General features: G+C 69.7%; 17 protein-coding genes and 2 tRNA genes. 11 read left to right on the top strand and 8 right to left on the bottom strand.

Going from position 1 to position 18,766, the window contains the following annotated elements; translation table 11 throughout:
* Positions 1-9: 9 nt before the first annotated feature.
* The 5 genes from ACGFSB_RS08660 to ACGFSB_RS08640 all read left to right on the top strand — a co-directional run bounded on the left by ACGFSB_RS08660 (position 10) and on the right by ACGFSB_RS08640 (position 5,101).
* A complete protein-coding gene (locus tag ACGFSB_RS08660; protein ID WP_393397010.1) occupies positions 10-441 on the top strand; it encodes a MaoC family dehydratase in 432 nt (143 codons plus the stop codon).
* Complete coding sequence (locus tag ACGFSB_RS08655; RefSeq protein WP_393396168.1) at positions 438-1,604, top strand: lipid-transfer protein; 1,167 nt, start codon at positions 438-440, stop codon at positions 1,602-1,604. Before ACGFSB_RS08660 ends, ACGFSB_RS08655 begins: the two co-directional genes overlap by 4 nt.
* Positions 1,605-1,656: 52 nt before the next feature.
* The gene (locus tag ACGFSB_RS08650; RefSeq protein WP_393396166.1) at positions 1,657-2,511 is read left to right on the top strand and encodes a DUF1906 domain-containing protein; all 855 of its coding nucleotides are present in this window, start codon (positions 1,657-1,659) and stop codon (positions 2,509-2,511) included.
* A 161-nt stretch (positions 2,512-2,672) separates the two neighbouring features.
* Positions 2,673-3,236, top strand: coding sequence for a SigE family RNA polymerase sigma factor (locus ACGFSB_RS08645; protein WP_209446289.1), 564 nt, complete (start codon positions 2,673-2,675; stop codon positions 3,234-3,236).
* Positions 3,237-3,451: 215 nt separating this feature from the next.
* Positions 3,452-5,101: a long-chain fatty acid--CoA ligase gene (locus ACGFSB_RS08640; RefSeq protein WP_393396164.1), complete on the top strand. Its 1,650-nt coding sequence runs from the start codon at positions 3,452-3,454 to the stop codon at positions 5,099-5,101.
* A gap of 90 nt (positions 5,102-5,191) precedes the next feature.
* Here ACGFSB_RS08640 and ACGFSB_RS08635 read toward each other — a convergent pair whose 3' ends face one another.
* A complete protein-coding gene (locus ACGFSB_RS08635; protein ID WP_393396162.1) occupies positions 5,192-6,340 on the bottom strand; it encodes an MFS transporter in 1,149 nt (382 codons plus the stop codon).
* A gap of 350 nt (positions 6,341-6,690) precedes the next feature.
* On the opposite strand from ACGFSB_RS08635, the gene ACGFSB_RS08630 reads away from it, so the two are divergent.
* Complete coding sequence (locus ACGFSB_RS08630) at positions 6,691-7,266, top strand: TetR family transcriptional regulator (protein WP_393396160.1); 576 nt, start codon at positions 6,691-6,693, stop codon at positions 7,264-7,266.
* A gap of 9 nt (positions 7,267-7,275) precedes the next feature.
* On the opposite strand, the gene ACGFSB_RS08625 is transcribed toward ACGFSB_RS08630, so the two are convergent.
* The gene (locus ACGFSB_RS08625; RefSeq protein WP_393396158.1) at positions 7,276-11,691 is read right to left on the bottom strand and encodes a PAS domain-containing protein; all 4,416 of its coding nucleotides are present in this window, start codon (positions 11,689-11,691) and stop codon (positions 7,276-7,278) included.
* A gap of 212 nt (positions 11,692-11,903) precedes the next feature.
* Positions 11,904-12,392 carry an SSI family serine proteinase inhibitor gene (locus ACGFSB_RS08620; protein WP_393396156.1) on the bottom strand — a complete coding sequence of 163 codons (489 nt, stop codon included), beginning with the start codon at positions 12,390-12,392 and terminating at the stop codon, positions 11,904-11,906.
* A 172-nt stretch (positions 12,393-12,564) separates the two neighbouring features.
* Here ACGFSB_RS08620 and ACGFSB_RS08615 point away from each other — a divergent pair.
* Positions 12,565-12,655: transfer RNA gene (locus ACGFSB_RS08615), tRNA-Ser, on the top strand.
* 221 nt (positions 12,656-12,876) lie between these two features.
* Positions 12,877-12,949: transfer RNA gene (locus tag ACGFSB_RS08610), tRNA-Arg, on the top strand.
* Between the two features lie 79 nt (positions 12,950-13,028).
* Here ACGFSB_RS08610 and ACGFSB_RS08605 read toward each other — a convergent pair.
* The 3 genes from ACGFSB_RS08605 to ACGFSB_RS08595 form a co-directional block, all read right to left on the bottom strand.
* The gene (locus tag ACGFSB_RS08605) at positions 13,029-13,169 is read right to left on the bottom strand and encodes a hypothetical protein (protein WP_393396154.1); all 141 of its coding nucleotides are present in this window, start codon (positions 13,167-13,169) and stop codon (positions 13,029-13,031) included.
* Entirely contained in the window at positions 13,166-13,378 is a 213-nt protein-coding gene (locus tag ACGFSB_RS08600) for a tyrosine-type recombinase/integrase (RefSeq protein WP_393396151.1), read from the bottom strand. Before ACGFSB_RS08600 ends, ACGFSB_RS08605 begins: the two co-directional genes overlap by 4 nt.
* A gap of 552 nt (positions 13,379-13,930) precedes the next feature.
* Entirely contained in the window at positions 13,931-15,271 is a 1,341-nt protein-coding gene (locus ACGFSB_RS08595; RefSeq protein WP_393396148.1) for a tetratricopeptide repeat protein, read from the bottom strand.
* A 152-nt stretch (positions 15,272-15,423) separates the two neighbouring features.
* Here ACGFSB_RS08595 and ACGFSB_RS08590 point away from each other — a divergent pair, with 152 nt between their 5' ends.
* Together ACGFSB_RS08590 and ACGFSB_RS08585 are read left to right on the top strand one after the other, a co-directional pair.
* The gene (locus tag ACGFSB_RS08590; protein ID WP_393396145.1) at positions 15,424-15,654 is read left to right on the top strand and encodes a hypothetical protein; all 231 of its coding nucleotides are present in this window, start codon (positions 15,424-15,426) and stop codon (positions 15,652-15,654) included.
* A 198-nt stretch (positions 15,655-15,852) separates the two neighbouring features.
* On the top strand, positions 15,853-16,437 hold the full coding sequence (locus ACGFSB_RS08585; protein ID WP_393396142.1) for a hypothetical protein: 585 nt from the start codon (positions 15,853-15,855) through the stop codon (positions 16,435-16,437).
* A 6-nt stretch (positions 16,438-16,443) separates the two neighbouring features.
* On the opposite strand, the gene ACGFSB_RS08580 is transcribed toward ACGFSB_RS08585, so the two are convergent.
* Positions 16,444-16,845 (bottom strand): hypothetical protein, encoded by a 402-nt coding sequence (locus ACGFSB_RS08580; RefSeq protein WP_393396139.1) that lies wholly within the window; start codon positions 16,843-16,845, stop codon positions 16,444-16,446.
* 198 nt (positions 16,846-17,043) lie between these two features.
* Here ACGFSB_RS08580 and ACGFSB_RS08575 point away from each other — a divergent pair, with 198 nt between their 5' ends.
* Positions 17,044-17,334, top strand: a complete 291-nt coding sequence (locus ACGFSB_RS08575) for an alpha/beta hydrolase (protein ID WP_393396136.1) — start codon at positions 17,044-17,046, stop codon at positions 17,332-17,334.
* 82 nt (positions 17,335-17,416) lie between these two features.
* Here ACGFSB_RS08575 and ACGFSB_RS08570 read toward each other — a convergent pair whose 3' ends face one another.
* A complete protein-coding gene (locus tag ACGFSB_RS08570; RefSeq protein WP_393396133.1) occupies positions 17,417-18,652 on the bottom strand; it encodes an NAD(P)/FAD-dependent oxidoreductase in 1,236 nt (411 codons plus the stop codon).
* Between the last annotated feature and the right edge of the window lie 114 nt (positions 18,653-18,766).

Raw genomic sequence — 18,766 nt, 5'->3', positions numbered from 1 at the left:
GAGAGAGGGCTGAGGGTCGGTGACGAGCTGCCGGAGCTCACCATCCCGGTCACCCGGACGCTGATCGTCTCCGGTGCGATCGCGTCACGGGACTACCAGGACGTGCACCACGACGCGGTGGCGGCACGGGAGAAGGGCTCCCCCGACATCTTCATGAACATCCTGACCACGAACGGCCTTGTCGGCCGGTACATCACGGATCACCTCGGCTCCGGGGCGACTCTCCGCAAGGTGGCGATCCGGCTGGGTGCGCCCAATTACCCAGGGGACACGATGGTGTTGAAGGGCAGCGTGGAGCGGGTCGAGGGCGATACGGCGACGATCAGGGTGGTCGGGGCCAACGGCATCGGCAAGCACGTCACCGGCACGGTCACGGTCGCGGTCCCGGCCTTGGGCGTGGCACATCCAGCACCCGCAGGCGCGACAGGCGGCGCGGCATGAGCGTCCGCACGCGCGACAGCCTCGGCGGGAAGGCCGCCGTGGTGGGGATCGGGGCCACCGAGTTCTCCAAGGACTCGGGGCGCAGTGAGCTCAGGCTCGCCGTGGAGGCGGTGGGCCTCGCGCTGGACGACGCCGGGCTGAGTCCCTCAGACGTCGACGGGATGGTCACGTTCACCATGGACACGAACCCGGAGATCACCGTCGCGCAGGCGGCCGGGATCGGGGAGCTCTCGTTCTTCTCGCGCGTCCACTACGGGGGAGGCGCGGCCTGCGCGACCGTCCAGCAGGCGGCCCTCGCGGTGGCGAGCGGAGTGGCCGAAGTCGTCGTCTGTTACCGGGCGTTCAATGAGCGCTCAGGTCGGCGATTCGGTTCGGGTGTGCAGCACCGCGAGCCGTCGGCGGAGGGCGCGGCGCTCGGCTGGTCCCTGCCGTTCGGGCTGCTGACCCCCGCCTCCTGGGTCGCGATGGCGGCCCAGCGCTATCTGCACACCTACGGCCTCACCCCCGATGCCTTCGGCCACGTCGCGGTCACCGACCGGAAGTACGCGGCGACCAACCCGGCGGCCTACTTCCACGGGAAGCCGATCACCCTCGCCGAGCATGCCGCGTCGCGCTGGATAGTCGAACCGCTGCGGCTCCTGGACTGCTGTCAGGAGACGGACGGCGGGCAGGCGATCGTCGTGACGAGTGTGGAGCGGGCCCGGGATCTGCCGCACCCGTCCGCGGTGATCGCCGCGGCGGCTCAGGGGGCGGGGCGGGCGCAGGAGCAGATGACCAGCTTCTATCGGGACGACCTGAGCGGGCTACCCGAAATGAGCGTGGTGGCACGGCAGTTGTGGCGCGGCTCGGGGCTGACCCCGGCCGAGATCGACGTGGGCATTCTCTATGACCACTTCACGCCGTTCGTGCTGATGCAGCTGGAGGAGTTCGGTTTCTGCGGGCCGGGTGAGGCGGCGGACTTCGTGGCGGAGGAGAGGCTGCCGCTGAACACGCACGGGGGGCAGCTCGGGGAGGCGTATCTGCACGGGATGAACGGCATAGCGGAGGCGGTCAGGCAGGTGCGCGGCACATCCGTGAACCAGATACCGGGCGCCTCGCGCACTCTCGTCACGGCGGGCACTGGTGTCCCTACATCGGGGTTGATTCTGGCGGCGGACGGCTGAACGCGACGCGTGTCCCCGGCGGACAGCGGGCCCTGGGGCCTTCACTCGGCGTATGCGCTGCCGAAAGCTGATGAGGGGACTTGCCCCCGCCGTCGCTCTGACCGCTCTGACTGCTCTGACCGCTCTGGCCCTGGGTGTGGCACCGACGGGCGCCACGGCCGGCAGACCCGGGGCCGGGGCCGAGGCCATGGCCCCTGCCTTCCGTGGCTGGGCCTTCGACACCTGCCTCGCCCCGTCCGCGGACACGATGCGCCGCTGGACGGCCTCCGACTACCAAGCGGTGGGCGTCTATTACGCGGGCCGCGGCAGGGCGTGCGATCGCCAGCCGCGGTTGACCAGCGGCTGGATGCGGGCGGTGCGGGGGATGGGGTGGAAGGTGCTGCCGGTGTACGTGGGTTCGCAGGCGCCCTGTGTCAACGCCAAGCACAAGAAGGACGTACGCATCGGACGGCACCCCTGGCGACAGGGGACACGGGAGGGGCGTGACGCGGTACGGAAGGCGAAGGCACTGGGTATGCAGCGGCGCAGCCCGCTCTATCTGGACATGGAGGCATACACCTACCGGAAGAAGAAGTGCGGCGACATCACGCTGGCCTTCGTGCGGGCGTGGGACAGGGAGGTGCGCAGATACGGATACGTGCCGGGTTTCTACAGCAGTGCGGATTCCGGCGTACGGCACATGGAGACCGCTCGGCGGGCAGGGGTGCGGGACCTGCCTGCGGTGATGTGGTTCGCGCGCTGGCACACTCGGCCGCACTTGTACCGTGAGCGTGTCCTGCGGCAGGACGCCTGGCGCCCTGGGCGGCGCATTCACCAGTACGCGGGGAACGTGAAGGAGCGGCACGGCGGGCGCACGCTGATGATCGACCGGAACCTCGTGCACGCGCCGACGGCGCGGATCGGCTAGGGCCGGAGCGAGGCGTTCTCAGGGGTGAACCCTCAGGGATCTGCCGCGCCTCCTCCACCTTCAGGAGGTGGGGCTACCACCCCGCGTACAACCTGAGGCGGACACCGCTTCGGGACCTGCGGCCGATCCGCTGAAGTAGGGGGCGCTTCTAGCGTGGAGCCATGACCGTATCCATGGTGCCCATGTGCACCAGCGCATCGAAGGCCGCGACGCGGACAGCGAGTCCTTCGGCGTATCCATCGTTCGCGTCCTACGTACGGGCACGTCAGCCCGTGTTGCTGCGCACCGCGCGCTCGCTCACGGCGAACCCGAGCGATGCCGAGGACCTGCTGCAGACCGCGCTCACCAAGACGTACGTCGCGTGGGACCGGATCGAGGACCATCGGGCGCTCGACGGCTATGTGCGCAGGGCCCTCCTGAACACCCGGACCTCGCAGTGGCGCAAGCGCAAGGTCGACGAGTTCGCCTGCGATGAGCTGCCCGAGCCCGAGGTGACGCCGGTCGGGGATCCGGCCGAGCAGCAGGTGCTCAGGGACGCGATGTGGCGCGCGATCATGAAGTTGCCCGCGAGGCAGCGGGCGATGGTCGTCCTACGGTATTACGAGGATCTGAGCGAGGCACAGACGGCAGAGGTGCTCGGGGTGTCCATCGGCACTGTCAAGAGCGCGGTGTCGCGTGCGCTCGGCAAGCTGCGGGAGGACCCGGAGCTCACACCGGTCAGGTAACCGCCGCCATACCGCAGCACCCCCGGCCGAACCCGCCGCTGTACTTGCCCTCGGACCACTGTCGGTCCTGCTCCCGGGTGTTCCCTCGGACCTTTCTTCTCCCGCACTAGTGACATACCGTGCGGTATGCAGCAAGAATCTGGCAAGCCCTACTGCCAGGTAGGTCATCCGGGAGCCGCCCCGGATGAATGCCGCGCGCCCACCGGGAGGACGCCGTGCTGAGCACGATGCAGGACGTACCACTGACCGTCACCCGCATCCTCCGGCACGGGACGACCGTGCACGGGTCGTCGCAGGTCACCACGTGGACCGGCGAGGCGGTGCCACAGCGCCGCAGCTTCCGTGAGATCGGTGAACGCTCGGCTCAGCTGGCGCACGCGCTGCGCGATGACCTCGGAGTCGCCGGGGACGATCGTGTCGCCACATTCATGTGGAACAACGCCGAGCATGTCGAGGCCTACTTCGCGGTTCCCTGTATGGGGGCCGTCCTGCACACCCTCAATCTCCGGCTGCCCGCCGACCAGTTGACCTGGATCGTGAACCACGCGGCCGACCGGGTCATCATCGTCAACGGCTCCCTCATTCCGCTGCTCGCGCCCCTTCTGCCGCAGCTGCCGACGGTCGAGCACCTGGTGGTCACGGGTCCGGGCGACCGCTCGCCGCTGGCCGGAGTCCAGCCGCAGGTGCATGAGTACGAGGACCTGATCGCCGCCAAGCCCACGGCCTACGACTGGCCCGAGCTGGACGAACGTACGGCCGCCGCCATGTGCTACACCTCCGGCACCACCGGCGACCCCAAGGGCGTCGTCTACTCCCACCGCTCCATCTACCTGCACTCCATGCAGGTCAACATGAGCGAGTCGATGGGCCTGACGGACGCGGACACCACGCTCGTCGTCGTCCCGCAGTTCCACGTCAATGCCTGGGGTCTGCCGCACGCCACGCTGATGGCGGGCGTGAACATGCTGATGCCGGACCGCTTCCTGCAGCCCGCCCCGCTCGCCGAGATGATCGAGACGGAGCGGCCGACGCATGCGGCCGCCGTCCCCACCATCTGGCAGGGCCTGCTCGCCGAACTCACCGCGAAGCCGCGTGACGTCAGTTCCCTCGGCCAGGTCACCATCGGCGGCTCGGCCTGCCCGCCCTCGCTGATGGAGGCTTTCGACAAGCTGGGTATGCGGGTCTGTCACGCCTGGGGCATGACGGAGACCTCACCGCTCGGCACGGTCGCGCGCCCGCCCGCCAAGTCCATCGGCACGGACGAAGAGTTCGCCTACCGCCTCACCCAGGGCCGTTTCCCGACCGGAGTCGAGGCCCGCCTGGTCGGCCCCGCCGGCGAGCACCTGCCGTGGGACGGCGAGTCCGCGGGCGAGCTGGAGGTGCGCGGACCGTGGATCGCGGGCGCGTACTACGGAGGCGCGGGCAACGAGGTGCTCAAGCCCGAGGACAAGTTCAGCGCGGACGGCTGGCTGAAGACCGGTGACGTAGGTGTGATCACCTCCGATGGTTTCCTGACGCTCACCGACCGCGCGAAGGACGTCATCAAGTCGGGCGGAGAGTGGATCTCCAGTGTCGAGCTGGAGAACGCGATCATGGCCCATCCGGATGTCGCGGAGGCGGCGGTCGTCGCCGTCCCCGACGACAAGTGGGGCGAACGCCCGCTCGCCACGGTCGTGTTGAAGGAAGGCGCGAGCCTCGAATACGCCGCCCTGCGCGACTTCCTCTCGGGCACCATCGCCAAGTGGCAGCTGCCCGAGCGCTGGGCCATCGTGGCGGCCGTGCCCAAGACCAGTGTCGGCAAGTTCGACAAGAAGGTACTGCGTCGGCAGTACGCGGACGGCGACCTGGACGTCACCAAGCTCTGACGGGAATCTCTGACGGGAGTCTCTGACGGGAATCTCTGACGGGACTTCCAGCGCGACCGGCTCCGTGGGGCCGGAGCCTGGCCCCGGGCGTTACGCCGCTCCCCCGCCGGAGCGGCGTATCGTCGTGGCCCAGCCCAGGGCCAGCCATACCGTCGCGATGGCGCACACCCCACCCCAGCCCCAGTGGGTGAAGGCGGACCCGGCCAGGGCCGAGGCCACGGCGCCGCTCGCGAAACCGGCCACCACATAGGCGGTGTTGGCGGTGGCGGGCAGTCTTGTGGCGGTCAGGGCCAGCGTCTGGTTGGCGACAAGGCTCGCCACGAGGGCGGCGTGGACCAGGACCCCGGCCGCGCACAGCGCCCACAACTGCTGTCCGCCCAGCCAGAACAGCGGCAGGCAGACCGCCGCCCCCGCATAGGCGGTCGCGGTGACGCGCGCCGCCCCGAAGCGGTCGACGAGCCCGCCGGCCAGCGGGCCGACCGCGGTCGCGGAGAGCCCGAGGAGCCCGAAGAGGCCCGCGGCCCCGGTCGACATGCCGTACGTATCGCTGGTGAGCAGCAGGGCGAGCGAGGTCCACACCGCGCTCCACGCGCCGTACATCCCTCCCTGGCGCAGGCAGGCGCGGCGCAGCTCCGGCGACTCCTTCAGGACCCGCGGCAGCCGGGCAAGGCCCGCCAGGGCAGAGCCGGTGTGGCGCGGCCGGTTCTCGGCGGGCAGCACCGCGGCCGTGGTCAGCCCGAGCACCAGTGTCAGCACGGCCGCGCCCACGAAGACGATGCGCCAGCCATGGGCCTGGCCCACGAGCCCGCCGAGCACCCGTGCGGCGACAACTCCCGCGAAGAGTCCGGCGATCACGGCCGCCACATGACGGGCACGACGGTGGGCAGGTGCGCGCTCGGCGACCAGTGGCACCAGAAGCTGCGGTATGACGCTTGCCGCCGAAGCGACGAACAGGGCGCAGGCGAGCGCGACCGAGCCCGAGCAGACCGCTGCCGCCCCCAGAGCCAGGGTCGCGGCGACCGAGAGTATGCCGACGAGGCGGCGGCGGTTCGCCGTGTCCCCGAGCGGGGCGAAGAACAGCAGCCCGGCGGCGTAACCGAGAAGGGACACCGAGGCGAGCCAGGCCAGGTCGGAGGGCTGGGTGCCGAAGTCGTGCGCCATGAGGGGGAGCAGGGGAGCCGCCAGGTAGATGTTGGCGGCGGTCACCGCGGTGCAGATCGCCACGACGGCGAGGAGCACGCCGGGCGGGATGGCGCGGTGGGACCGGGCGTCTTGGGACCGGGTGTCTTGGGACCGGGTGTCTCCGGCCACTTCGCAAGCCACTTCGCCAGCCGTCCGGGTCCCTCCCGTTCTTACCGTTCTTGAGGCCGACCTTGAGTTCGAGGTCGAGCTTGAGGCCGACCTTGAGCTTGAGGTCGAGCTTGAGAGAGGTGATGGCGGCATGAGAGGGCGAACTCCTTGTGCAGCACTGAGCCAATGTTCCAACCAACCAACTAACCAGTTGGTTGGAAAAAGTCTGCACTCGCCGCCCACACCCTGTCAAGCAACCAACCAGTTGGTTACCTCTATGGATTAGCTACCCTGTCCCCATGGCAGTGAGAGACCCCGAAGCCACCAAGGCCCGGATCTTCGAGGCGGCGGTGGCCGAGTTCGCGCGGTACGGCATCGCGGGCGCCCGCATGGACCGCATCGCGAGCGAGGCGAAAGCCAACAAGCAGCTCATCTACGCCTATTTCGGCAACAAGGCCGAGCTCTTCACGCAGGTCCTCGAGAAGCGCATGCTCGACATGGCGATCAGCAATCCCGTCGACGCCGACGACATGGACGGCTGGATCGACCGGCTGATGGACTACCACGCCGCCCAGCCCGAGCTGCTGCGCCTGCTCTTCTGGGAGGGCATCGAGTACGGCACGGACGAACTCCCGGACGAGCGGGAGCGGGTCGACCACTACGACCGCAAGGTCGCCGTACTCGCAGATGCGCAGGCCCGAGGCGTCATCAGCGACGAAATCCCCGCCCCCCACCTGATGTTCATGGTGGTCGCACTGGCGGCCTGGTCCACGGCCGTGCCGCAGATGCGGCGGATCCTCGTCGGCGACGAGGACGCCGACAAGGAGCGGCTGCGCACGTCCATCAAGGCCGCGCTGCGCCGCATCACGGCCTAAGGAAGCCGGTCAGTTCGTACCGATCTTCGCGAGCAGGTCCACGATGCGGTCCTGCACCTCGCCACTCGTCGAGCGTTCCGCCAGGAACAGCACCGTCTCCCCCGCCGCGAGCCGCGGCAGCTCCGTCTGGTCGACGGCGGCGGTGTAGACGACGAGCGGGGTGCGGTTCAACTGGCCGTTCGCGCGCAGCCAGTCGATGATTCCGGCCCTGCGGCGACGTACCTGCATCAGGTCCATCACCACCAGGTTCGGCCGCATCTGCGCCGCGAGCGTCACCGCGTCCGCGTCGCTGGCGGCCCGCGCGACCTGCATACCACGCCGTTCGAGCGTCGCGGTCAGGGCGAGCGCGATCTCCTCGTGCTCCTCGATGAGCAGGACGCGCGGCGGGTGCTGCTCGCTGTCGCGGGGGGCGAGGGCCTTCAGGAGTACGGCGGGGTCGGCGCCGTACGCCGCCTCGCGCGTCGCCTGGCCGAGTCCCGCCGTGACGAGCACGGGGACCTCGGCGGCGACGGCGGCGGTGCGCAACGACTGCAGAGCCGTACGCGTGATCGGCCCGGTCAGCGGGTCCACGAACAGCGCCGCGGGGAACGCCGCGATCTGGGCGTCGACCTCCTCGCGGGAGTTCACGATCACGGGACGGTAGCCGCGGTCGCTCAGTGCCTGCTGCGTGGTGACGTCGGGCGCGGGCCAGACGAGGAGGCGGCGCGGATTGTCCAGCGGCTCGGGCGGCAGCTCGTCGTCCATGGGCTGCGGCTGGGGCCGGTTGGCGACCTCGACGGCACCCCCGGGGCCGTCGAGCGGCTCCGGACCCTCGTCGGCGTCCTCGTCCGGTGCGCCGATCGCGTACGCGCGTCCCGTGCCCTCCGTGGAGGATCCGATACGGGACTGTGGCTGTGCCTGGGGATGCGGGCGGGCCGCGGCTTCGGGCCGCTCCTCGGCCGTGGGTTCGGGGGGAGTGGAGAGCCTGCGGCGGCGCCCGGAGCCGCTGACGGAGCCGCCGAGGGTGTGGGACTGCGAGGGCTGTGGCTGCCCAGGGGCCTGGGGTTGCGCCGGTGCCTGCTCCGGTAGCGGGGCGGCGGGGCGCGGGGTGCCCGGAGCGGGGGTCGGAGATGGAGCCGGGGCCGGGGCCTGGGCTTGCGGGGGCAGCGGAGGCTGCGGCTGCTGCGGGATCCGGGGATTCTGCGCCGCTTGAGGCGGCTGCGGTGACGCGGGCTCCCCCTGGCTCTGCGGAAGCCCGAGCTGACGCTGCTTGCGCTGCTGCTGCTCGGCGATCTGCTGGCCGAACGGCACGCCCTGCCCGAGCGTACGCACGCTGATCGCGCGCCCCTGCGTCGAGTTGGGGTCGCCGGGGGCGGCCTCGGCGGGCAGCGGCTGCGCGGCCCGTGCCGGGGTCCCGCGCTCGGGCGGGAGAGCGACGCCCCGCGCGGGGGTGCCTTCGCCGTACGTAGTGGCCTGCGAGGGCGAGGGAACGCCGGCGGGCGGGCCCTCGGCAGGCGAGGCAGGCGAGGCAGGTGCACCTGCCTCGGAGCCTGAGGCGGAACCTGAAGCGGAGCTCGATGCGCCCGCCGCCGGACGGGACCGCCGACGCCCCGTCGGCGCCTCCGCCGGATGAGGCTGCGGCGGCGTGTGATCGTCGGTCGGATGACTCAGCGCCGCTTCGTGCTGGCCCGTGTCGTCCTGGTCTGCCAGCTCCACCTGGTCCGCCTGGTCCGCGGACGCGGGCGGCAGCGCGAAGACGCGCCCGCTGGGTGCCTCCTCGGCAGCGGCCCGCTCCTTGGCGGCTGCCAGCGCACGACGGCGCCGCCCCGTCGGCCGGGGCGAGGCCTCGCCGGCAGAGGCAGCCGAGGCAGCCGAGCCCGCGACAGCAACAGCGCTACCGGCCCCGGAGGCAGCAGCCTCCTGCCCACCGCCGCCACCCGAAGGCAAGGCGGGCGGCAACGCCAACTGCTCGTCGTTCGTCCGGGCACGCCGCCCTGAAGCAACCGCCCCCGCGGGAACCGGCACGCCCTGCGGCGGCACGGTCTGTCCCAGCGCGGCCGACCCGGCAGCGTGCTCAGCGGCGGTCACCACGGAGCCCATGGAGCTCACGGCCCCGGTGGCCCCGGTGGACCCCGTGGACCCTACGGAGCCGTCCGCAGCACTGGGCCGACCACGCCGCCGTCCAGTACCTGTACCCGCACTCGTCCCACCAGAAGTCTGCGAACCCTCAGCCCGCGCAATCTGAACAGCCCCAGTAGCCCCAGCATCCCCAGTAGCCCCAGCAGGCGTCCCCGAAGCAGGCGTCCCCGAAGCAACTGGCACCTCAGCCCCGCCAACAGCAGCAGCCTCCGCGGCCTCAGCCTCAGCCGCACGCCGCCCCCGACGCCGCCCGGTCCCGGTGGGCGAGACCCCGCCCGCAGAACCCCCAGAAGTGGCATCCCCAGAGCCGACGCTCCCGCTCCCAGGAACCGCACTGTCCAAGAACGAGTCGACCGAAGGCCCGGAAGCCCGCCGAGCCCGACGCCGCCCACCACCCGTGGTGGGCGAAGCCTGCTCAGGCACGACAACCGAAGAACCAACAGAGTCAGCCACGGAGTCAGTCACGGAGTCAGTCACGGAGTCGGAGCCGGAGCCGAAGCCGGAGGACTCACCCGTCCCCCCAGAGACGCCCGAAGCCGCATCCTCCGCTGCAGCCTCAGCCGCAGCGGAAACCGAAACCGCCCCGCCCCCAGCCCCCGCCCCGATAGGCACCTCAAGAACATACGCATTGCCGCTCATCCCCGGCACCTCATGCGTTTGCAGCACGCCGCCGTGCGCCCGCACGATGCCCCGCACGATCGGCTCGTGCACCGGGTCTCCTCCGGTGTACGGCCCCCGCACCTCGATGCGTACGACCTCACCGCGCTGCGCGGCGGCCACGACCACAGTGGAGTCCACGTACCCACCGGCGGCCGGGATCACGGGGGCGATTCCGGCACGCGCGTTCCCCGTGGCGTCGATCCCCGCCACGTCCGCGACCAGATGGGCCAGTGCTGTGGCGAGCCGCCCCGGGTCGACCTCGACCTCGATCGGCGGCGCGTGCACCGCGAACTGCGCGCGGCCGGGCCCGATCAGCTCGACGGCACCCTCAACCCCACTCGCGACTACGGCATCGAGCATGACCTTTACGCACGACAGCTGATCCGCACCGGAGTCGAGCAACTGGAAGCCCAGCACATTGTCGACAAGGGTGGTGATGCGGGCATACCCGGCCGAAAGATGATGAAGAACCTGGTTTGCCTCGGGCCACAACTGCCCGGCGTCATCAGCGGCGAGGGCCGAAAGCTCGCGGCGCAGTTCATCCAGAGGCCCACGCAGCGACGAACCGAGCACGGCGACCAGCTGCTCATGCCGGGCGGCAAGGGCGTCGTACCGCTCCGTCTCCCGCTCGGCCAGCGCCTCGTACCGGTCCTTCTCGCGCTCCCCGAGCGCCGCGTACCGCTCCTGCTCGGCGGCGATCTCCTCCGTGCGCTGCTCGGCGGCTGCCGCGAGCTCGGCGGCATGTTGCTCGGTGGCGGCCCGCAGCTCTTCCGTACGCCGCTCGGTCGCGGCCTGCATCTCCGCCGCGTGCTGCGCGATGGCGGCCTCGTGCTCTTCGGCGAGCGCGTCGTAGGGCCGCCGGTCGGTGAACGTCATGACCGCGCCGACGAGCTGGTCCCCGTCCCGCACGGGAGCCGTCGTCAGGTCGACCGCGACCCGGTCACCGCTCTTGGACCACAGGACCTGCCCGCGCACCCGGTGCTTGCGCCCGGAGCGGAGGGTGTCGGCGAGCGGCGACTCGTCGTACGGGAAGGGCTCACCGTCGGCGCGGGAGTGCAGCACCAGCTGATGCAGCTCCTGCCCACCCAGATCGCTGGCACGGAAGCCCAGTATCTGCGCGGCGGCCGGGTTGACGAGAACGACCCGCCCCTCCGTGTCGGTCCCGACAACACCCTCGGCGGCGGCCCGCAGGATCATCTCGGTCTGCCGCTGGGAGCGGGCGAGTTCGGCCTCGGTGTCCACGGCGCCCGAAAGGTCGCGTACGACGAGCATGAGCAACTCGTCGCCGGTGTAGCCGTAATTGTCGTACGCGTCCCGGATGTCATCGAGGGGCGAGCTCGTGACCTCGACGGGGAACTCGCTGCCGTCCGTGCGCCGCGCGGTCATCCGCGTCGGCTTGGTCCGCCCGCGCTCGTCGATGGACTCGGGTCGGCGCATGGATCCGGGAATGAGCCGGGAGTCGAACTCCGGCAACAGATCTAGGAGTCCACGCCCGACAAGAGCGGTGCCCGGTGTCTCGAACGCCTCGAGCGCGATCGCGTTCGCGTTCACGACGGTCCCGTTCGCGTTGACGAGGACCAACGCGTCCGGAAGCGCGTCGAGTATGGCTGCGAGGCGAGCAGCGCCTCGGGATGGCCTGCTGCTCACGACGACGCTTCCTCCCTGATCACTGCTGCTTGCCGACTCGCTCAGGCCATCTTGCCCCGTGGCCCGTGGCGTGTCACGGGAGGGAGTCTACGGGGAGTGGTTGCGGGCGCGACGCCGGATGAGAGGGAGGTCGCACGCAGAAGATGTGTGGCTTCCGTACCGCCTGGTCACGACGAGGTCGCGGCCGGCCGGATCCGGCTGAGGTGTTGAGGCTAGGCGGTGCCGACCTCGGGCAGCACCGGTACGAGCTCGTCCCACCGCGAGATCTCGCATCCGTTGCTGCGGTCGTACGTCGCGTCGACGGGCCGCCCGTTCCAGGTCCCGGTGATGTGCGCGGTGGCGGGACCGCCGTCCTGCATCGTGCACATCGAGTCGGCCGGCACGGGGGCGAACGTGTCCTTGCCCCACGTGCCCTGGTCGAGCTTCCCGCACGCGTCCTGCGCGTGCGGGTGGGTGCCGCCCCCCGGGTGACATTGCAGTTCGTACGTCCCGTCGCCCGCGCCCCCCGAATGCTCGACCGTCACGGTGAGCCGGTCGGGGGTCGACTCGGTCAGCGGAGTCGACAGGTGCAGTGGCCCCATGTCGGCGTGGGCGGCGACGGGCGCGGCGGACAGCGCGGCGACGGACGCGACGGCGGTGAGGACGAGACGGCGCAGCATGACGGGGCTCCACTGGGTGCGGGATGCCGGGTACGCGAACACGTACGGGCTCTACCGCGTCTAACGCTGTTGACGGCGTGACGTTGCGGGCGGCGGAAGACACTTTGCTCTGCGGGCCGCCCGACCAGTACCGTGGAGGCCGCGATTGGTGACACGCCGCTCGGCTGTGTCATCATCTGCACGCACCCCTCGCGTTCGCGCAGGTGTGCAAGCTGGAGGCGTCGCCTAGTCCGGTCTATGGCGCCGCACTGCTAATGCGGTTTGGGACTTACATCCCATCGAGGGTTCAAATCCCTCCGCCTCCGCTGCGTGATCCCGAAGCCCCGGTCCACTGGACCGGGGCTTCGGTCGTGAGCGAGTGTCCGTGAGTGCGTGCCCGCGGGTGCGTGTTTGCGGCTGTTTTCCCAGCTCACACGGGGTGCGGGAAACGGATTTCGCCTCACGGCGCAGGTCATGTAATGTTGTTCTCGCAACGCCGACCGGGGAGAAAAACCCGGGAGGAAGAGCAACACAACAGAAGAAACAAGCACTCGTAGCTTAACGGATAGAGCATCTGACTACGGATCAGAAGGTTGCAGGTTCGAATCCTGCCGAGTGCACAGCTGGCCGGAGGCCCAGTCGAGTAATCGACTGGGCCTCCGGCTTTTGCCTTGACGGCAGTGATTGACGGCAACCGTCCTAGATCGCGACAGGTGATCCAGCCAGGCCGTCATCGTCGTCCGGCCCATTGCCGTCACCCGCCGCCAGGGCGTCACCGACCCGCCCGAAGGCCGCTCGCTGCGTGTCGAGCCGTACGAAGGTGTAGATGTCCATCGTCACGCGGATGGAGCTGTGCCGAGGATCTCCATGATCGTCCGGGCGTCGGCGCCCTGCTCGTGCAGGAGCGAGGCGCAGGTGTGCCGAAGGTCGTGGAAGCGGACCTGACGGATGCCGCACGGTTGCTCAGGGTCTCGAAGGCGCGGTTGAGGTTCCGGGGCTCGATCGGGGTTCCGTTGCGCGTGGTGAACACGAGACCCGATGCCGTCCACTTCTCACCGGCCGCCAGCCGGTCAGCCCGATCGCGGCTCCCGCCGACCGGTTCGAGGTAGCCAGTGCGCCGGAGTGGCTTGCCGCGACCCGAGCCACCGGGGGAGACGCTGCGGCCGTGCTGAGGCTGTAGGTTCCGCAGAGTTTCTTTACAAGGTCAAGGCGTGCCTTCGGCGCGCCGGGCGGCCCTTCGCCGCCTCGGCCGGGCGTGCGGCCTTCGGCCGGTCCCGTCCGGTCGGCGAGCCGCCCGTACGCCGGATTGCCTTGCCCTGTAAGCAACAGCGGACCTGAGCCTCAGCGTCCAGCCGCTCCCCTGTGGCTGGGAGTGGCAGGCCCTCACGGCTTTAGCCACCTCCCCGGATCGGGGCCCGCGTCGGGCAAGGCCAGGGGGCCACTCGTTCACATTCCGGGCAGGTGCAAAGCCTGCCCGAGTTGCCGGGAAGCGTACGGCCCCCTGACCATGCCCGACCCCAATCCGGGCAGGACACCGGCCAAAGCCGTGAGTGCCGGCCGCGTGGGTCAGCGCGCCATTCATCGGGCCCGGCAGACGAAAGTCAGCTGACCAATGCCGGGGGTGCGATCGTCCGCGCGCGGTCGTAGAGATCACGGGCCGCTGCGTTCTTCAGATGCGGGCGGATGAGGCCGAACATGGCTTTCACGCGGTCGTCGGCACGCCCGGATTGGACCATGGGGTAGTCGTCGAGCGCCTGGTGCCAGGTGGCGCACGCCGCTTCCAAGTAGCCGACTTCTAGTTGCCGTTCTGCCAGGAGGCCGCGCCTGTGTACCCGTGTGCGGCGGTAGACGCTCTGGCGCATCTCGTCCGCCCGTTGCATGGCTTCCACGGCGCCAGCCCGGTCACTGAGCTCGTAACGCACCTGGCTCACGTGGTAGTTGAGCGATGACGGATCGTACGAGCCGAACGCCTTCCCCCGAGACTCCGCACGGTCCATGGCCGCCTCTGCCTCACGGATGTACCGCAGCGCGCTCGCACGGTCGCCAGTCTGTGCCGCCGTGTGCGCTTGCTGACCGGCGAGGAAGGCCCGCATCCGAGGTCCAGCCTTCGGGGATGCTGCGGCAGCAGCGTCCGCCAGCTCCATGGCCTTGGACCCATGGTGCAAGTCGACCGCCTGCACGCTCATGCCGCGCAAGGTCGTGCAGTACGTGAGGTGATCCTCAGCCGCCCCAGCCAGCTCCAAGGCCTTGACGTAGTAGCGCTGGGCGAGCCCATGGAGACCTTCATCCACGGCCATGTAGCCCGTCAGGTACAGCAGGTCCGACGCGGCGGACTGCATCGCTTGCCGGACATCCTCGGGCGCATCGGCGCGCAGGTACGAGGCAACGGTGTTGACCATGAACGAGGCCGCCATGGGGCGGGCGTGCCGTCCGCCGAATTGGTCGTCCAGCTCTGAGACCCGCTCGGTCATCGCTATGACCATGTCTACTTCGTTCATGCCGATGCGTGACGTGCGGCCGGACTGCACCGCCTCAGCACGTCCGATGACGTCCGGCCAGCCGGGGACCGTCAAGGCAACCGAGAACAGGCCCGCACCGAGCACTCTGCGGCGGGACGGGTCCATATCTTGCCTCCCCAGATCGATCAGCCCTTCCACGGTATCCGTGGACACGGGCGAGTGATCGGAGGGAACGGGCAGACCCGCTTCAGCATGCGTGACCGGGCGGCCCAGCCGACGGGAGAAGGCTTCGAGGATGCAGCCCCGCACAGCGTCACGCGGAACGGTGCCGCCAAGCCAGTGGCTCACGGCTGACTCGTCGTAGCGCAAGGGGGTGCCGGTTTCCGTACCTATGCGGTTCACGGCCCGTGCGAACTGGCGGTACGTCCAACGGCTCTCGGCGAGCAGGTGGCCGAGCGCTCCGTTCGGTTCGCGCTTCGCCATGAGTCTCAACTCCCCACGCTCTTGCGTGCTTTCAAGGCTTTCAAGTCCCGAGGCTGTTGCAACGGTACCGCCGTGCGTGGTCGCGCGGTTGCGTAGAGCACACGAAAGATCGGCGAAACGCTCGCCGCAGACGTCCCCCGAGGGGTTGAGTCATGAGAAGCGAAGCGCGGGCAGAGCTTGCCCGATTGACCGAGGAACAGGGCACCGAAGGCGTGTTGAAGCTCGACAACCTGGACGCCTACGAGCTGCCCCCTGGATCGATGAAATACCCACCGTGCCAGTGCCCCCAGCACCGAACCGCCCAGGCCCAAGAGGGCGCCAGCGACGTGCACGGGACCAACGCCGGTGAGGCCGACGACCGCAGTTCGGGCGAGCAGCCGTGAGCCGGTTAGCCGCCCGTGTGACCAGCTACGCCGGACCGCTCCTGATCATCGCCATCTCGGCATCGATCGGGTTCGTACTCGGCGTGACTGCCACAAGCCCGACCACCCCATGAACTCCCGTCCGACTGCCGTTGCGTGACGGCGGTCGGCAGCCGGACGGGTCTACCGATGCACCAACCAACGAAGGAGAGTGCAGCAGTGTCCGCAACGCTAGTACGGCCCGCCCCCGAGGTCGTGGCGCGTCGAGCCCGCGAGATCCTCGCGATCGTCGAGGCTGACCGCGAGTTCGACCGCTTGCGCACGGCCTGTGCGAAGTACGACGAGGACTGGCAGTGCTTCATGGGGTACGCCCTGGTGGACGGGTTCGACGTCGAGATGGACACCGAGCCTCTGTTTCCCGAGGCCATGCGCGTCATGGCGATCAAGTCGGCCGTCTACGAGATGACGCACCAGAACGAGGAGGCCGCCGAGATCCCCGTATCTGTCCCCGTGGACGAGATGGTCCACGCACTCGCCGCTCAGTTCACCGTGCTCTGCCGCATCCAGGCCCGTACCGGGATCAAGTTCGTGCACGCCACGGACCGCGAAGCCATCGGCGAGTGGGACCACGGCGACTACACCCACCAGGTGTACCGCTCGGCGTGGGGACCGATGAACGAGCGCTACTGGCTCACCAAGGACGAGACCGCCAGGCGCAAGGCCATCGTTGCGGCCAAGTACGAGCCGCTCGGCATCCTTGATGGTGGCCGCCGTTTCGCCCCCGGCTTCCCCATGGCCAGCTAAAGGGGGCTAGTTGAACGCACGGCGCAGTGCCAAGGTCGCGTCTACCTCTGGGAAGGTCCGCCGGATCTCACGGTCCGCCAGGTCGATCAGCAGCTCCAGCGCACCAGGTGCCGCGCTGTGCACCAGCTCACGCAGGTACCCATCGAGTTCGGCGACGTCATCGGGCAGCGCGACGTCCGCCAGCAGAGCCACACCGTCCGTCTTGTACGGCGCGGGCGGTAGCCCCACCTTCTCCGGGTGAACGCAGACAGGCACACCACGTAGGGTGTACCTATGGCCGTCCTCGGGATTGAAGGGGCACTCGCGAGACGGGCGCTCAGCCACGTCGAACTCACCGAGCGGGAAGCGGCGGGACGGACAGATGCCGCACGCGCGGTGGCCGTCACCGGAGACGAAAGCCTCGACCATGCGCCGAGAGTAGCGTGGTGGACACGGTCGTATCGGCGCTCCGAAGGCGCGATGTTGACGGCAACCGTGACGGCAACGAGGGCACACGCAGGCTGATGACCACTACCGCCAGCGACCGTCGCGGCAGGCGGTAGAGCCCTCTCCCAGGTCCCCGCCCCAACCTACGGATCAGAAGGTTGCAGGTTCGAATCCTGCCGAGTGCACAGCTGGCCGGAGGCCCTGACGGGAAATCGTCAGGGCCTCCGGCTTTTGCGTGGCCGGTCCGGTGCCGTCCACTTCTCACCGGCAGACGGACGGTCGGGTCGGGACCCGCGCACCGCGCACAAGGGTGCTGTCGCCCTGCACGGCCTGCTGCCGAGCTCCAAGCTGATCACCGTCAAGGGCGCCAACCGGCACGCGATCTACGGCCTTTACGAGAATGCCTGCGTCGACCAGACCATCAGGTCAACCGTTACCCGGCCACCGGCAAGCTGCCCACCAACGACCTGACCTGTTCCAGGCAGGCCGACTGGCTGGACATGGACATGGACATGGACATGGGGCCGCTCCGGCGGCCCCATGTCCGGCCCCGTCAGACCGATGTCCTGACGGCCGACGCCGCCTGCGTCTGCTCCCGCACCACGCGGCGGCGTCGGGTCGGGATGCCGAGTACCGGGTTTTCGACGCCCCAGGCCGCGCCCTTGCAGACCAGTTCCTTGTAGACGGCGGCGAATCGTCCTGTCAGGGCCGCCCGGACGGCTCGGTCGTCGGCGGTGACGTACTGGATCAGGCCTTCCTTGCGGCCCAGCGAGATGCACTGGTTGAAGTAGCGCAGGGGCGCCTTCGGGATCTTTCCGCCGGTCAGGCGTGCCGCGATGGCGTCGGCGGCCTGCCATGCCATGGGGGTGCCCGTCGCGCACGACATGCGCAGCGGCTTGTCGCCGGGGCCCATCGCCATGGCCGCGTCGCCGATGGCGTACACGTCCGGGTGCGAGAGCGAGCGCATGGTCCTGTCGACCATGATCTGGCCCGTGTCGGTGACCTCGAGGGTCGTGGACCGGGCGATCGTGTGGACCGCGAAGCCGGTGGTCCACACGGTGACCGCGGCCGGGATCGACCTGCCGTCGGCGGTGTCGACGCTGTCCGCCTCGACGGTGGTCACGGCGGTCTGCTCGTGCGCTGTGATGCCGAGCTTCTCGATGACCTTCCGCAGGTGCCCGCGGCCCTTGGGCGAGAGCCAGTCGCCAAGATCGCCGCGGGCCGCGAGGGCGACGTCCAGGTCCGGGCGGGCCTCGGCGATCTCGGTCGCGGCCTCCACGCCGGTGAGGCCGCCGCCGACGACGAGCACGGTCTCTCCCGCGTCCAGGCGGGCCAGGCGCTCGCGCAGCCGGAGCGCTCCGGGGCGGCTGGCGATCTCGTCGGCGTGCTCGGCGGTGCCGGGGATGTCGTGGCTGTTCCAGGCGCTGCCGAGGGCGTAGACGAGGGTGTCGTACTCCAGTTCCTCGATCGTCGGCTTCTCGGTGCTCTTTGTGTCGGTGACTGTGACCGTCTTGCTGTCGACGTCCACGCCCGTGACCTTCGCCAGCTTCAGTTCTACGCCCGTGCCCGCGAACATCTCGCTGAACGGCCGGGGCTTCAGGGCCTGGCCGGTCGCCAGCTGGTGCATCCTGACGCGCTCGACGAAGTCCGGCTCGGCGTTGACGAGGGTGACGGCTACGTCCTCGCGGTGCAGCCGCTTGGCGAGGCGCCCGGCGGCGACGGCTCCGGAGTATCCGGCCCCGATGACGATGATGCGGTGCTGTGCCTGCGGCTGCGGCTGCGTGTGCATTTTGGGCTCCTGTCTCAGCTCTTCAGCGGGTTCGCCACTTGAACCGGGCAGCCTGCCGTTTCCTGACAGGAGCGCGGTGTGAAGCACCTCACAGTGGGAGGGGAGGGTCAGAGT

This window comes from Streptomyces sp. NPDC048441 (genome assembly GCF_043200235.1).
In the GTDB taxonomy this organism is placed as follows: Bacteria; Actinomycetota; Actinomycetes; order Streptomycetales; family Streptomycetaceae; genus Streptomyces.
Note: the sequence above shows the minus strand (reverse complement) of the source record. Positions and strands in the feature narration are given on the sequence as shown.